Source organism: Myxococcus hansupus, from assembly GCF_000280925.3.
Classification (GTDB): Bacteria; Myxococcota; Myxococcia; order Myxococcales; family Myxococcaceae; genus Myxococcus; species Myxococcus hansupus.
Genome location: NZ_CP012109.1, coordinates 3,303,585 through 3,317,896, shown reverse-complemented (window position 1 = coordinate 3,317,896; position 14,312 = coordinate 3,303,585). Strand labels below are relative to the sequence as shown.

General features: G+C 69.2%; 12 protein-coding genes. 7 read left to right on the top strand and 5 right to left on the bottom strand.

Annotated elements, in window-relative coordinates; translation table 11 throughout:
• Positions 1–13 precede the first annotated feature (13 nt).
• On the top strand, positions 14–2,422 hold the full coding sequence (locus A176_RS13050; protein WP_002638487.1) for a PfaD family polyunsaturated fatty acid/polyketide biosynthesis protein: 2,409 nt from the start codon (positions 14–16) through the stop codon (positions 2,420–2,422).
• Between the two features lie 251 nt (positions 2,423–2,673).
• Here the strand turns inward: A176_RS13050 and A176_RS13045 are convergent, their stop codons facing one another.
• From A176_RS13045 to A176_RS13035, 3 genes are all read right to left on the bottom strand, one after another.
• Entirely contained in the window at positions 2,674–3,228 is a 555-nt protein-coding gene (locus A176_RS13045; RefSeq protein WP_044889115.1) for a hypothetical protein, read from the bottom strand.
• 136 nt (positions 3,229–3,364) lie between these two features.
• Positions 3,365–4,168, bottom strand: a complete 804-nt coding sequence (locus tag A176_RS13040) for a 4'-phosphopantetheinyl transferase family protein (protein WP_044889114.1) — start codon at positions 4,166–4,168, stop codon at positions 3,365–3,367.
• A 177-nt stretch (positions 4,169–4,345) separates the two neighbouring features.
• Complete coding sequence (locus A176_RS13035) at positions 4,346–4,813, bottom strand: tetratricopeptide repeat protein (RefSeq protein ID WP_002638489.1); 468 nt, start codon at positions 4,811–4,813, stop codon at positions 4,346–4,348.
• Between the two features lie 100 nt (positions 4,814–4,913).
• Between A176_RS13035 and A176_RS13030 the strand changes: the two genes are divergently transcribed.
• Positions 4,914–5,507 (top strand): hypothetical protein, encoded by a 594-nt coding sequence (locus A176_RS13030; protein ID WP_021780923.1) that lies wholly within the window; start codon positions 4,914–4,916, stop codon positions 5,505–5,507.
• A gap of 59 nt (positions 5,508–5,566) precedes the next feature.
• Here the strand turns inward: A176_RS13030 and A176_RS13025 are convergent, their stop codons facing one another.
• Together A176_RS13025 and A176_RS13020 are read right to left on the bottom strand one after the other, a co-directional pair.
• Positions 5,567–6,919 carry a sigma-54-dependent transcriptional regulator gene (locus A176_RS13025; RefSeq protein ID WP_002638491.1) on the bottom strand — a complete coding sequence of 451 codons (1,353 nt, stop codon included), beginning with the start codon at positions 6,917–6,919 and terminating at the stop codon, positions 5,567–5,569.
• Positions 6,920–6,922: 3 nt separating this feature from the next.
• The gene (locus A176_RS13020; RefSeq protein ID WP_193409843.1) at positions 6,923–8,212 is read right to left on the bottom strand and encodes a sensor histidine kinase; all 1,290 of its coding nucleotides are present in this window, start codon (positions 8,210–8,212) and stop codon (positions 6,923–6,925) included.
• A gap of 492 nt (positions 8,213–8,704) precedes the next feature.
• Between A176_RS13020 and A176_RS13015 the strand changes: the two genes are divergently transcribed.
• From A176_RS13015 to A176_RS12995, 5 genes are all read left to right on the top strand, one after another.
• The gene (locus A176_RS13015; RefSeq protein ID WP_002638494.1) at positions 8,705–10,000 is read left to right on the top strand and encodes a TolC family protein; all 1,296 of its coding nucleotides are present in this window, start codon (positions 8,705–8,707) and stop codon (positions 9,998–10,000) included.
• Positions 9,997–10,743, top strand: a complete 747-nt coding sequence (locus A176_RS13010) for an ABC transporter ATP-binding protein (protein ID WP_002638495.1) — start codon at positions 9,997–9,999, stop codon at positions 10,741–10,743. The genes A176_RS13015 and A176_RS13010 overlap by 4 nt, the downstream gene beginning before the upstream one ends.
• A 45-nt stretch (positions 10,744–10,788) precedes the next feature.
• Positions 10,789–12,234 carry an efflux RND transporter periplasmic adaptor subunit gene (locus tag A176_RS13005; protein ID WP_002638496.1) on the top strand — a complete coding sequence of 482 codons (1,446 nt, stop codon included), beginning with the start codon at positions 10,789–10,791 and terminating at the stop codon, positions 12,232–12,234.
• Positions 12,235–12,264: 30 nt separating this feature from the next.
• On the top strand, positions 12,265–13,476 hold the full coding sequence (locus tag A176_RS13000) for an ABC transporter permease (protein WP_002638497.1): 1,212 nt from the start codon (positions 12,265–12,267) through the stop codon (positions 13,474–13,476).
• Between the two features lie 165 nt (positions 13,477–13,641).
• Positions 13,642–14,199, top strand: coding sequence for a type 1 glutamine amidotransferase domain-containing protein (locus A176_RS12995; RefSeq protein ID WP_002638498.1), 558 nt, complete (start codon positions 13,642–13,644; stop codon positions 14,197–14,199).
• The last annotated feature ends 113 nt before the right edge of the window (positions 14,200–14,312 follow it).

Below are 14,312 nucleotides of genomic sequence, written 5' to 3'. Positions count from 1 at the left end.
GGAGCGCCACGACATGGCGCACGATGCCGTCGTGTTTCCCGGCCAGGGCTCACAGCGTCCGGGCATGGGGGCGGACTTCCACAAACAGTGGCCTGCGGCTCGGCGGACGTTCGAGGAAGCCAGCGACGCCACGGGCGAGGACCTCGCGCGCCTGTGTTTCGAAAAAGACGCGCGGCTGAACCTGACCGAGTTCACGCAACCGTGCATCCTCACAATGGAGGTCGCCGCGTACAGGACGGCGGTCGAGGTCTTCGGACTTCAAGCCCGTGCGTTTGGTGGCCACAGTCTGGGCGAGTACTCGGCGCTCGTGGCGGCGGGTGTCATGCCCTTCGCGGACGCGGTGCGGCTCGTGCGCAGGCGTGGGGCGCTGATGCAGCAGGCGGTGCCGTCCGGCAAGGGCGCCATGGCCGCTTTGGTTGCCGATGACATCCAGGGCACCCCGGCGCTTCAGCTTGCCCTCCGTGCGGGAGCGGAGGTCGCCAACGCCAACTCGCGAAACCAGGTCGTCATCAGTGGCACGGCGGAGTCCATCGACCGGGCCAAGGCGGCGCTCGCGGAGGCGATGCCCACGCTGACCTTCATCCGGCTCCAGGTCAGCGCGCCTTTTCATTCGAGCCTGATGCAGTCCATCGAGCCCGCGTTTCGTGCCAGTCTCGCGGCACTCGCTGGGAAGCTCCGGCCGGAGCTCGCGACAGCCGTGACGTCGAACTTCACGGGTGCATTCCATACGTCCGATGCGCTGACAGAGAACCTGGTCCGGCAGATTGCGGGCTCGGTGCGCTGGCTCGACAACATGAACGCGCTGCGCAGCGGGGCACGCCGCGTCTTCGAAATGGGCCCTGGAGCACCGCTCGCCAAGTTCTTCCAGACGCTCGGCACGCCCGTGACGGCCATCACCAAGGCCACGGAACTGGAGGCCGTGCTCCGGGACTACGTCCCCCCAGAAGGTCGCGTTCCGCGAGAGACGACGGGGACATCGCGTCCAGCCGAACCTCCGCGCCCAGCCCCTTATGAGGTCCACGCGCAGGTAAAACAGCCGGCGCGGGGACAAACGCCCCCACGACACGGAATCCACGCCGAGCAACTCGGTGACGCGACGTTCCGCGTGGAACACGGGGTGCGCCTTGCTTATGTCGCAGGGGCCATGGTGAAGGGCATTGCGTCTCCGGAGCTGGTCATCCAGATGGGACGCGCGGGCCTGTTGAGCTACTTCGGGTCCGGGGGGCTGAGCCTCGAGGACATTGAATCAGGCCTCCGGAGAATCCAGGCCGCCCTTCCCCCAGGCGCCCCCTGGGGCGTGAACCTCCTCCACAACGTCAACCACCCCGCGACTGAGGAACGCACGGTCGACCTCTTCCTTCGGCTCGGCGTTCGCAGCGTCGAAGCCTCCGCGTACACGGTGCTCACACCCGCCCTGGTCCGATACAGGCTCAAGGGGGCGCGGTTGGAAGGTGGCCGGGCCGTCGCGGCGAATCGACTGATGGCGAAGCTGTCCCGGCCCGAGGTCGCGCGGCAGTTTCTCGCGCCGCCGCCCGCGCGCATCGTCCAGGCGATCCAGGAGAAGGGACTCATCACCGACGAAGAGGCACGGGCCGCGGCGCGGCTGCCCATGGCGGATGACCTCTGCGCCGAGGCTGACTCGGGAGGCCATACCGACAAGGCCGTCGCCTTCAGCCTGCTTCCCGCGATGATGCACCTGCGCGACGAGGCCATGACCGAGTTTGGGTATCCGGTGCGTATCCGCGTAGGTGCAGCGGGAGGGATTGGCACGCCAGAGGCCGCCGCGGCCTCGTTCATCCTCGGCGCGGATTTCATCCTCACGGGGTCCATCAACCAGTGCACGCCCCAAGCGGGCACCAGCGACCTGGTGAAGGACATGCTCGCGGACGCGGACATCCAGGACTTCGCGATGGCACCAGCGGGCGACATGTTCGAGCTGGGCGCGCGCATCCAGGTGTTTCGCAAGGGCGTCTTCTTCCCGGCCCGAGGGAACAAGCTGTACGAGTTGTATCAACGTCACGAGTCACTCGAAGCCATCGATACGGCGACGCGTGAGCAAATCGAGAAGCAGTATTTCAAGAAGCCCATCGATGCGGCGTGGGCGGAGACGCAGGCGTACTACGCACGGACCGACCCGTCGCAGCTCGACCGCGCCCAGAAGAATCCGCGACACCGGATGGCGCTCGTCTTCCGCTGGTACTTCGTGGACACCATGCGCCGCGCGCGAAGAGGCGATGCCGCGGACAGGGTCAACTTCCAGATTCACAGCGGCCCGGCGCTCGGCTCGTTCAATCGCTCGGTGAAGGGCACGCCGCTGGAGGACTGGCGCAACCGGCACGTCGACGTGCTCGCGAACCATGTGATGGAGAACGCGGCCCGCATCCTCGAAGCGCGATGGCGTGGACTCATGCCCGGCGCGTAGCGCAGGCAAAGCAGGTATCGCCAAGGTGCTCTACCGCAATCGCAAATCTGCCTCGACTTCGGACTGCCATTGAATTCGAGATACGGAACCAAGTCCGACCGTTCGGTGGAGAGGCGCGAACCACGCCAAGGTATGGACGATCGGCGTCATCGAAGGCTCGCTGCGCGACGTCCACCGGACGGTCCAGGCACAACGATTCCTGGGCAGACCGTAACGTAGATTCTCCGTTGATTGGTTTCGACGCCACCGCATCAAGACTGATGACGGGTTTGTAACCACTCCATCATGCAGGTCTCCATCGCGTTCCGGTACTTGCTCGAGCTGAAGTCCTCGTCAATGGGGCGACTCTTGAAGCACACGCGTGCGGCAGCGTCGCAGTCTGGGGCGGAGACCTCGCTCTTGTGCGGCCAGGTCCAGCAGAAACGGCTTGCGCCCTGCTCGACCTGAGAGAGGTAGTGGCTCCACCCGTATCCACCGAGCCCAAGAGCGGCGAGGACGCCCAGTCCGATAAAAGCAGGCACGAGGCGCGTCACGCCCAACGGGAGGAAGCTCGGCGCCCCCCTCCGCACCCGTACCCAGGCGCGCAAGGCCAGCGTCACCACTCCTAGCGAGCCCACGAAGAAGGCAACCCCACTCCAGAACGCCATCCCGGACAGATTGAACGAGCCCCCATTCATGAGGATCGTGACGAAGGCACCGGAGAAGAAGAGGCCGCAGGCAGTGCAGGCGGGGACGCCAATCACCACAGACAGAAGGGTCTTCAGGGTGAAACCAACGGGCGCATCGTACTGTCGCGGCGATTGCATGGGTGCTCCAACGAAGGGAGTGTCCTTCCGCCGAGCATAGCCCGCGCGCCCCAGCGGCTCACGCCGGCGCATGCCTTCTCGCCATCTCACGCCACGTCATTCGCAGGACGGTGACACTGAACCTTTCTCTGTCGCCTCACGGGCTCCGAGGCACGTCGCGCCCGAAGACCTGCTCGATGCGCTCCAGGTCCGACGGCGCCACGTGAAGCAGTGAGTGCTTGGGCGACACGACCGCCAATACGTAGCCCCCGAGCACCCACGCCCGGGCCCGGTACTGGGCGAAGTTGCGGAAGAGGCAGCCGTAGCCTCCGGCGACGTTCGCCTCGAAGGCGTCGACCTCCAGGACCTCGAAGGGCGCGGTGAGGCCGCACCGAAGGGCCTTGGACAGCGCTTCCTTCATGGTCCAGATGACATTCGATGCCAGCTCGCCACCACCGGAGACGTGCCGGGCCATGGCCAGCTCGCGCGGCGGCATCACCGATTCGAAGACATCTGTCCGCTCCGGAGAGAGCTGCTCGACGTCCACGCCGATGATGTGCTCCGGCCCACAAGCCACCGCCGCCGCCACCGACCGGGCATGACTCAAGGACACCACGGGGGCGTCCGAGCCCGCGCCCTTCACCACGGGCTGCTCGAACACCCCCGGCGCGATCTCCACTGCCTGCATCGCGGCCTGGACGCCCAACACGGAGAGCGCGCGCTTCGCCGCGTAGCGTCCCAGGAAGAACCCCAACCGGCGCGAATCCGCGCGGAAGCCATCCAGCCGCGCCCGTTCATTCGGATGAAGCACCGCCAGTTGCGCATCGGAGAGCGTAGCCGCGGACTCCTGGTGGACGCAGGCCAGCACCGCCGGCACCGGCACGCCATGGCGCACCATGCCCAGCGAAACCGTCGCGGAGGACTCCGTTCCCAGCGGGTCATGATTGTCCATGCCAGTCATGCGACGAACTCTGTTTCATCCCCCCAGGAAATCTCAATCACACCGCGGTGCTCCCTGAGCCCCAGCCAACAGGTGGCGGCCAGAGCAGCACACCGGAGGATGGCCGCCATCGAGGCCATGCCCTGGTAACTCACGGCGCCCGAGCCGGTTGATACAGCCGGGCGCCGTGAAACACGCTCAGGACGCGCTCAAGTGCGCGGCGAGCACGCCATCCAGGGCCTGCGCCTGCATCTTCAGCTCGGGGTCCGGGTCCGTCAGGGCCTTCGCCGTGTGAATCCGGGCCCGCGCCGCGTCCGACTTGGCCAGGGCCATGGCCATGTAGAGGTTCGCCCGCGAGTCATCCGGGTTCGCCTCGAGCACGGGCGTGAGGACCTGCACCGCACGTGCGTCCTCCTCCCGCTCCAGCAGTGCCATGGCGAGGTCCCGCGCCGGGCCCGGGTCCGAAGGAGCCTTCGCGTGAGCGTGTTCCAGGAGTTCCACGGAACGCTCGCGTTCCCCCGCCAGATCCAAGGCCCGAGACAATCCGTGCATCACCGACACATCGCCGGGGGATTTCCGAAGGGCCTCCTCCAGCAGGCGGCGGCCTTCCGCCACATCCCCTGCGTCCAACCGGGCCATTCCGTCGCGATAAAGGTCCGTTCCCACTGAGTTCTCCTGGCACCACGCGGTGCGTCGGTCATTTCCACGCAACTTCCAGTCTACAAACTGCGACAAACTGAGAGGAAGCTTTCCCCCGGACATCATCATGCAAGTTCGAAACTCTCCCGTCTCGGCTCGCCGCCCTGCGACTTCCCCCTCGGAGTCGCCCGCCGCGGAAAAGCCCAATGCCGCAGCCGGTACCGCGGCCATCCACCAGAAGGACTCTTTCAGCGCCCCGGCCTCGGCGCTGGCTCGCACGGCGAAGGTCGGCGCGGCGCCCGCTGGAGACCACGGCAAGCTGATGACGGAGTACCTGACCGGCGCGCGTCCGCCCCCGGCGGACTTCGAGCAGGTCATCGGCTACAAGCCCTACGCCATCCAGACGCCGCACGGGCAGCGGATGCAGGACCCGCTGGGCTACGCCTCCGTGCCGTTCCAGATTGGCCCGGTCAAGGAGTTCGACCCCGCCGCCAAGACGCACGACTACGGCTACGACCTGCTGCGCTACTTCGAGAAGAAGGGCACGCCGCTGGGGCCCGACGCGCGCAAGGCCGCTGACGCCCTGTTCCGCAAGGACATGTTCGACTACGCGAACGACCAGAAGGGTTTCCTGGACCGCGTGAAGTACCGCTCGTGGGCGCAGATCTACGCCACCGCGGTGGAGCTGTACTCGAAGGCCCAGGGCAACGGCCCTCCGTAGGCCGCGAGCAGGTCCGAAGCACCGGGGCGGCGAGGGAGTGTTCCTCCCCGCCGCCCGCGTCATTCAGGCGTCTCGTAGCGCCGCAGCTTGTCGTACAGCGTCCGCAGGCCAATGCCCAGCCGCTGGGCCGCCCGCTTGCGGTTCCCCGCCTCGTCCGCGATGGCCTGTTCGATGGCCCGCCGCTCCAGCTCTTCCAGCGTCAGGCTGGGAAGCCGGGTCCCCTCCGGCGCCGGCGCATCCACGGGCGCCGAGGCCCCCGTCGGGTCCAGCCACAGGTGCCGAGGCTCCACCACCGGTCCGTCCGCGAGGATGGCCGCCCGCTCGAGCGCGTTTCGCAGCTCGCGGACATTCCCCGGCCACGAGAAGCCCTCCAACCGCGCCACGGCCTCCGGAGACAGGCGCAGCCCCGGCCGGCCCAGCTCCTCGCCGATGCGGCGCAGCAACAGCTCCGCCAGCGGGCGCAAGTCCTCGCGCCGCTCTCGCAGCGAGGGCAGCCGGATGGGGAACACCGCGAGCCGGTGATACAGGTCCTCGCGAAACTCACCGCGCGCCATCATCCCCTTGAGGTCGCGGTTGGTGGCGGCCACCCAACGCACGTCGGCCTCCAGCGTCCGCGTGCCGCCCACGCGCTCGAAGCGCCGCTCTTGCAGGACGCGCAGCAGCTTGGCCTGGAGCTCCGCCTTCAGCTCGCCCACCTCGTCGAGGAAGAACGTGCCGCCCTGGGCCAGCTCGATGCGGCCCCGCCGCTGCGCCACCGCTCCCGTGAAGGCGCCCTTCTCATGGCCGAACAGCTCGCTCTCCAGGAGCGTCTCCGTCAGGGCCGCGCAGTTGACGGCCACGAAGGGCCCTTCGGCGCGCTCGCTCCACTGGTGGAGGGCCCGCGCCGTCACCTCCTTGCCGGTGCCGCTCTCCCCCACCAGCAGCACCGTGGCCTGCGTGGGCGCCACCTTGCGCAGCGCCTCCACCACTGGCGACATGGCGGCGGCGCCCCAGCTCAGCTCCACCTCGCTCGTGGACTGCCTCGCCTCCGTCTTCCAATTGAGCAGCGCGCGCCGCTCCAGCGCCCGCGCCACCGTGAGGCGCAGCTCCGCGGGACTGCCCACCGGCTTCAGGAGGTAGTCGAAGGCGCCCGCCTTCATCGCCGCCACCGCGCTCTCCACGGTGCCCACGGCGGTCAGCACCACCACCTCCACGTCCGGCTGCTCCTCCTTCACCTTGCGCAGCAGGGACAGCCCATCCAGGCCCGGCATCCGCAGGTCCGTGAGCAACAGGTCCACGCCCTGCTTCGCCAGCAGCCGCGCGGCCTCCTCGCCGTCGGCGGCCGTCGTCACCGAGTGGCCTTCGAACTCCAACGCCTCCGCGAGGAACGAGCGCACGCCCTCTTCGTCATCCGCCACCAGGATTCGCGCCATGGCTCAGACTCCTCTCGCCGGAACGATGAGGCGGAACTCCGCGCCGCCACCGGCATGACTGCGCGCGATCACGGAGCCGCCGTGCAGTTCGACGATGCGCCGGGTGATGGCCAGGCCCAGTCCCACGCCCCGCAGGCGACCGGTGACGAAGGGCTCGAAGATGCGCTCCTCCTCGCCCGAGGCGATGCCGGGGCCATGGTCCTTGACGGTGAACACGAGCGACCGGTCCTGATGCTCCACGCTCGCCTCCACCGGCCGGCCCTCGGGGCTGGCCTGGACGGCGTTGCGCAGCACGTTCTCCAGCGCCTGCTGCAAGCGCCCCGCGTCGAGCGGCCACGGGGTGCGCGACGGCAGATAACGGACCTCGACGCGCGAGGAGCCCGTGGTCTCCACCGCCGCGCGGAGCACGTCATTGGGGTCCGCGTCCACGCGCCGCAGCTCCCCGCTGGCCACGAAGCCCAACAGGTCGTTCATCAACTGCTCCAGGCGAACGGCCTCGGACACCACGCGGCCCGCCTTCGGCGCCAGGAGCGTGTCGGACTCCACGCGCTCGGCCAGCAACTGCGCGTGGCCCTTGAGCGAGGCCAGCGGATTGCGCAGCTCGTGCGCCAGCACCGCGGACATGGTGCCCAGCGCCGCCAGCCGCCGCCCGCGCTCCAGCTCCTCCGCCAGCGCCTCCCGCTGCGCCAGCGAGCGGGAGAATGCAAATGCCAGCGCGAGGATGCCCACACACGAGGCCACCGCCACGCCCAGCAAGCGCTGGGAGCGGGACTCCAGCTCCAGCGCGGTGAGCGGCTCGAACTCGTAGACCATGCGCAGCGGCTTGCGAGGCTCCTGGACGTCCCCCACCGAGGTCATCGCCCGCGTCTCCTCCAGCGTCAGCGGCCCCAGAACGGGACGGGGACGGCGGATGCGGTGGATGAGCCGCGCGCGCGCGCCCTCGACTCGCAGGGGTGAGCCGTCCTGGATGTCGCGCGTGCCCACCTTCCCCGCTCCCGCGGACACGAGCGGCTGCGCCTCTTCCAGCACCGCGACATAGCGGAGCCCTCCTTCCCGGTGCGACGCCAGGAAGGCATCCAACGCGGCCTGGTCCGGCAGCCCGTCCGCGTCGCGGAAGGCCTCGAAGCCCGCCACCATGATGACGTTGGCCATGCCCCGGGCGACCAGGGCGGACGACTCCAGCGCGGTGCTCCGGATGAACAGCGCCGCCGACATCAACACCGCGCACATGAGCAGCGCCGCCACCCAGGGCGCTCGGGGGCCGAGCGGACGCCACCAGGGAGCGTCTCTCATCGTCGACCTCCGCTGGGGGGACTCCAACTCCATCGCACACCTCCACAGGCTGTGAACTCTGCATGGGGAGTGCGGAATCCGCACCCTCTTCCGTCGGCCAGGTGCGCCTTGCGGGCCGTACGTCGTCCGGGCATCTCAGGGGGCATGGGCTTCTCTCCCGGGGGGTGGAGGGCGGCCACGAGGCCGCTGGCAGGGCGACGGAGCGGCCTCGGCACTCCCGCGAGGCGACCCGTCACGGACGGCCAGTGCAATCACGGGGCCCACGCCCGCTGTTGAGGGGCGCGGCCCTCGAATGCGCCGGGGGCCCGCCGCGCGGATGCCGAAACCGCCAAGGGGCGATGCGGAATCCGCACTCACGCTGCGGTTCCCGCAGCCCCGGTGCCCATTTCCCGCCTCATTTCCAGAGGTTGGCCCCTGGCAAGGCAAGTGCAATGGCACCCGGTTGCGATGACAAACGGACAAACACCGTGGTGGAAGCGGAAACAGTACCGGATGACGGCCCTGGCCCTGGGCTTCCTCGGGCTGGTGACGGCGCCGGGTGTCGGTCTGGCGCAGGAAGCGCAGCAGCACATGAGCGTGTCGCTGGAGGAGGCCATCGCCCGGGCGCTCAAGACGAGCCCCCAGGTGGCGCAGGCCGCCGGCAGCGTCGCGACGACGGACGCGGCCAAGCGCAGCGCGTTCGGCGCCTACCTGCCGAACCTGACGGCGAACGCCAACAGCTCGCTGGCGAGCAGCCAGCGCCTGGACCCTGGCACGGGCGTGGTGTTCACCGCGCCCAGCGACACGTACAGCGCGGGTGTCTCGGCGTCGTGGAACGTCTTCACGGGTGGCCTGCGGGGCGCCAACAACCGGCAGGCCCAGGCGCGCTCCAACGCGGCCCAGGCCGGACTGACGGCGCAGCGCGCGTCCGCGGTGCTCGACGTCGAGCGCGCCTACTACGAGGTGCTGCGCGCCGGGGGCCTGGAGGACGTCGCGAACTCCCGCATCGAGCGCGCGAAGCAGAACGCGGAGGCCGCCGAGCGCCGGATGACGGTGGGCTCCGCGACGCGCTCCGACGTGCTGCGCGCCAGATACGACCTGACGTCCGCGATGGAGGCGCTGCTCTCCGCGCAGACGCAGCACATGGCCGCCGCGCTGTCCCTGGGGCGACTCATTGGCGAGGACGTCCCGGTGGATGCCCAGCCCCTGGAGAACCAGGACGAGGCGCCGTTCGCGCTCACGGAGCAGGCGCTGGCCGACGAAATCACCGCCCGGGCCCCCTCGGTGCTGGCGGCGGAGGCGGACCTGCGCGCGGCGGAGGCCAGCGTGGGCGCGGCCAAGTCGACCTACCTCCCCACGGTGCGCCTGTCGGGCGGGTATGACTGGTTCAACGACGAGCCGGCCTTCAACGGTGGCCGCACGAGCTGGTCGGTGCGCTTGGGCCTCTCCTACCCCATCTTCGACGGCTTCGTCCGAGAGGAGCGCGTGGTGAACGCCCGGACGCAGGCGTCGGTGGCGCAGGCCACGCTGGCCGATACCCGGCGCGCGGTGCGCTCCAGCGTGGGAACCTCCCTGAGCCAGCTCAAGCTGGCGTCGAACCGCATCACCCTGGCGACCGAGTCCGTCGAGGTGGCGAAGGAAGACCTGAAGGTGCAGCAGGAGCGCTACAAGCTGGGGGCCACCACCATCCTCGAGCTGCTGACGTCCCAGGAGAACCTGGTGCAGGCGGAGATCAACCTGGTGGCCTTCCGCTTCGAGTACCGCATCTCGCGCGCGGCGTTGGTCGCACTCGCGGGGAGGCCGCTATGAGCACGACCACCCAGCCGCAGCCGACGCAGGGCCCGGGCGCCGCTCGGGACATCGCCAACGTCATCATCCGCGTCGAAGGCCTGCGCAAGGAATACACGATGGGCTCCGAGGTGGTGCGCGCGCTGCGCGGTGTCGACCTCACCATCCAGCGCAACGAGTACGTGGCCGTCATGGGGCCGTCCGGCTCGGGCAAGTCCACCTTCATGAACCTCATCGGCTGCCTGGACGTCCCCAGTGACGGGCAGTACTGGCTCAACGGCCAGCCGGTGGCGGGCATGTCGGAGAACGCGCTGGCCCGCATCCGGAACCGGGAGCTGGGCTTCGTGTTCCAGAGCTTCAACCTGCTGCCCCGCGCGTCGGCGCTGGACAACGTGGCGCTGCCGCTCATCTACGCCCGCGTGCCCAAGAAGGAACGCCGCGAGCGCGCGGCGGCGATGCTGGACAAGGTGGGCCTGGGCGCACGCAAGGACCACCGGCCCAACGAGCTGTCCGGCGGTCAGCGCCAGCGCGTGGCCATTGCCCGTGCGCTGGTGACGCAACCCGCGCTGCTGCTGGCGGACGAGCCCACGGGCGCGCTCGACAGCCGCACCGGCGAGGAGATCATGGCGCTCTTCGGCGAGCTGCACACGCAAGGGCAGACCCTGATGGTCGTCACCCACGAAGCGGACATCGCGGCGCATGCGCATCGGGTGCTGTTCTTGAAGGACGGCGTCATCGAGCGGGACGAGCGGAATCAGCACTGAATTTTCGCCACGCTCGCTGCGTGGGACAGGGAACGGGAGGTCGTCGTGAGCAAGACGAAGACATGGATCATCTCGGGCAGCGCGGCGCTCCTGCTGGGAGCGGGTGTGTACATCACCCAGCGCGACGTGGCGCCCCCGCAGCAGGAGCGCTCGTCCGCGCTGGCGGCGGCGGAGCGCCGGGACATGGAAGTGGTGGCGGAGTCCGCGGGACTGGTCGAGCCCTTGCGCGTGGTGGAGGTGAAGTCCCAGGCCTCCGGTGAGGTGCTGAAGGTCCACTTCGACACGGGCGACACCGTGGCCAAGGGCACGCTGCTGGCGGAGATTGAGCCGCGCGACGTGCAGAACGCGCTGGCGCAGGCCCAGGCCGACCTGGAGTCCGCGCGGGTGCGGCTGAACACCACCGAGGCCCAGCGTCAGCGCATGGAGACGCTGCGCAAGGACGGCTACGTGACGCTGCAGGAGTACGAGACGGCGGTGGACGCCTCGGCCACGGCGCGGGCGACGAAGGTCCGCGCGGAGACCAACCTCCAGTTGGCCCGCGAGCGCAGCCGGGACGTCACCATCATCGCGCCCAGCCCGGGCACCATCCTGGAGCGGACCATCCAGCCGGGCGTCATCATCGCCTCGGCCACGAACAACGTCTCGGGTGGCACCGCGCTGTTCAAGATGGCCGACCTGTCGGTGATGCAGGTGCGCGCCAAGGTGGACGAGACGGACGTCGGGCAGATCAAGGCCGGCCAGAAGGCCCGCGTCACCATGGAGGCCTACCCGGGCCGCACCTTCATTGGCGAGGTGGTCAAGATTGAGCCGCAGGCCTTGGTGGAGCAGAACGTCACCCTCTTCCCGGTGCTCGTGCGCATGGACAACCCGGACGGCCTGCTGCGGCCGGGCATGAACGCGGAGGTGGCCATTGAAATCTCCCGCCGGCGCAACGCCATCACCATTCCCAACACCGCCGTGGTGGGCGTGCGGGATGCCCGGAGCGCGGCGGCCGCGGTGGGGCTCTCCGAGGACGCGGTGCGCGCGGTGATGCGGCCGCCCGGCGCGCCGAACCAGCGCGGGGCTCCGGCGGGCGCGACCACGGTGTCCGCCGTGGGCGAGGCGGGCACGGGCGCCACGCAGGCGGCGGCGCAGGGCAACGGGCCGGGCGCCAACGTGGTGCCGGCGAAGGCCACCGCGGGCGAAGGCCGGGGCGGCTCGGGCGAGGGCGGGGCGGGACGCCGGCAGCGCGAGGAGCGTCAGGGCCAGACGGACACACGGATGGGCGTCGTCTTCGTGCAGGGCGCCAAGGGCCTCGAGCCCCGCCGCGTCACGCTGGGCCTGAGCGACTGGGAGAGCACCGAGGTGGTGAGCGGGCTGGAGGAAGGCGAGCAGGTGATGCTCATCTCCGTCGCGAAGCTCCAGCAGCAGCAGCAGCAGCGCAACGAGCGGATGCGCCAGATGTCGGGAGGGGTGATTCCCGGCGCCGGTGGTCCGCGGATGCCGCGCTAGTTCCCGTTCCCGAAAGGAGGAGGACACGTCATGGGTGAAATCATCCGGGTCGCATTCGATGCGGTCCTCGCCAACAAGCTGCGGTCGCTGCTGACCATGCTGGGCATCGTCATCGGCATCGCCGCGGTCATCACCATGGTGGCCCTGGGCGAAGGTGCGCAGCGCTCGGTGGCGCAGCGGCTCCAGACGCTGGGCACCAACGTCCTCACGGTGCGCCCGGGCCAGTCCTTCGCGCCGGGCGGCGGCATGATTCGCGCCCAGGCGTCCCTCACCATCAAGGACGCGACGGCGCTGAAGGAGAACGCGCGCTACATCCAGGCCGTCTCGCCGGAGATCGAGTCGCGCTTCCAGGTGGAGTACGGCGCGAAGAACGCGAGCCTGTCCGTCGTTGGCACCTGGCCGGACTACTTCCGCGTCAACCAGGGGCAAATCACCGACGGTCGGCTCTTCACGGAGACCGAGGACCGGGGTCGCCGCCGGGTGGTGGTGCTGGGCGCGCTCGCGGGGGCGCAGTTGGGGCTGGCGAACAGCGCGTCGCTGGTGGGCGAGTCCATCCGAATCCGAGGCATCCCCTTCGAAGTGATTGGCGTGCTCGCGGAGAAAGGCGCACAGGGCTTCAACAACCCGGATGAGAGCCTCTACATCCCGCTGTCCACCGCGCAGTTCCGGGTGATGGGCAGCGACCGCATCCGCTCCATCGCGGTGCAGGCCGTGAGCGAGAAGTCCATGAACGACGCCATGGCGGAGATTGACCAGAAGCTGCGCCGTGAACACCGGCTGCGCCCGGAGCAGGCCGCGGACTTCAACATCCGGGATCAGGCCTCGCTGCTCACCACCATGCAGGAGACGACGCAGACGTTCTCCCTGCTGCTCGCGGGCATCGCCGCCATCTCCCTGCTGGTGGGCGGCATCGGCATCATGAACATCATGCTCGTGTCGGTGACGGAGCGGACGCGCGAGATTGGTCTGCGCAAGGCGCTGGGCGCCACGGGCATGGACATCATGCTCCAGTTCCTCGTCGAGTCACTGGTGCTGTGCCTCGCGGGTGGAACCCTGGGGTTGCTGCTGGGCGTGGGCGGCGCGGCGATGCTCGAGCGCATGGCGGGCTGGACGGTGGTGGTGGCCCCCGAGGCCATCGTGGTCGCCATCGCCTTCTCCGCGACGGTGGGTGTGTTCTTCGGCATCTGGCCGGCCCGGCGCGCGGCGAGCCTGGCCCCCATCGAGTCGCTCCGCTACGAGTGACGGTACGGACGGCCCCCGCCGCGACGGGGGCCGTCGCCTCGTGTGCCTGCCCGCCCTGCAAGGTGGCGGCGAGCAACCTGGCCGGATCCACTCCCAGGCCTCCCCTTCCGAGTGGGGACTGCACAGCGTGCAGATGTTTGAAGACCCCACTCGAGGAGGGACGACATGGCGGATGGAAAGCGGGTTGCTTGCATCGTGGGTGACGGCTTCGAGGACTCGGAGCTCCGCGTGCCCTATGACCAACTGCGCGGTGCCGGCCATGAGGTGGTGCTCATCGGCAAGAAGGCGGGCGACTCGGTCGAGGGCAAACGAGGCAAGGAGAAGTTCCGGCTGGAGCGCGGCATCGACGAGGTCGACGTGAAGGACTTCGACATGCTGCTCATCCCCGGAGGCCACTCTCCCGACAACCTCCGGGCCGACGAGCGCTTCATCCGGTTCGTGAAGGAGTTCGATGACCGCGGCAAGCTCATCGCCGCCGTGTGTCACGGGCCGCAGCTCTTCATCTCCGCGGGCATCGTGGACGGGCGGACGCTCACCGCGTGGACCACGATTCAGCAGGACCTGAAGATGATTCCCAACGTCCGGGTGAGGGACGCGTCCGTGGTCCGCGACGCCAATTGGATCACCAGCCGCAAGCCGGATGACCTGGAAGACTTCAGCAAGGCCATCCTGGAGGACTTGAAGAGCGCGGGTGCGTCAACGGGACGCGAAGCCCGCACCTGAGCGCAGGTCCCCCGGGGACGCATGCCTGACGCGCTCGTGACAGGCATGTTCCCCGCAGCGGGGCCGCCCGGGTTGTGACCTTCCCCGTCACGCCATGCCCTCGCAGTAACGTA

Excerpts from the sequence above, each read along its gene's own strand:
- A176_RS13050 (WP_002638487.1), top strand. The coding sequence starts at position 14 with ATGGCGCACGATGCCGTCGTGTTTCCCGGCCAGGGCTCACAGCGTCCG.
- A176_RS13045 (WP_044889115.1), bottom strand. The coding sequence starts at position 3,228 with ATGCAATCGCCGCGACAGTACGATGCGCCCGTTGGTTTCACCCTGAAG.
- A176_RS13040 (WP_044889114.1), bottom strand. The coding sequence starts at position 4,168 with ATGACTGGCATGGACAATCATGACCCGCTGGGAACGGAGTCCTCCGCG.
- A176_RS13030 (WP_021780923.1), top strand. The coding sequence starts at position 4,914 with ATGCAAGTTCGAAACTCTCCCGTCTCGGCTCGCCGCCCTGCGACTTCC.
- A176_RS13025 (WP_002638491.1), bottom strand. The coding sequence starts at position 6,919 with ATGGCGCGAATCCTGGTGGCGGATGACGAAGAGGGCGTGCGCTCGTTC.
- A176_RS13020 (WP_193409843.1), bottom strand. The coding sequence starts at position 8,212 with ATGAGAGACGCTCCCTGGTGGCGTCCGCTCGGCCCCCGAGCGCCCTGG.
- A176_RS13015 (WP_002638494.1), top strand. The coding sequence starts at position 8,705 with ATGACGGCCCTGGCCCTGGGCTTCCTCGGGCTGGTGACGGCGCCGGGT.
- A176_RS13010 (WP_002638495.1), top strand. The coding sequence starts at position 9,997 with ATGAGCACGACCACCCAGCCGCAGCCGACGCAGGGCCCGGGCGCCGCT.
- A176_RS13000 (WP_002638497.1), top strand. The coding sequence starts at position 12,265 with ATGGGTGAAATCATCCGGGTCGCATTCGATGCGGTCCTCGCCAACAAG.
- A176_RS12995 (WP_002638498.1), top strand. The coding sequence starts at position 13,642 with ATGGCGGATGGAAAGCGGGTTGCTTGCATCGTGGGTGACGGCTTCGAG.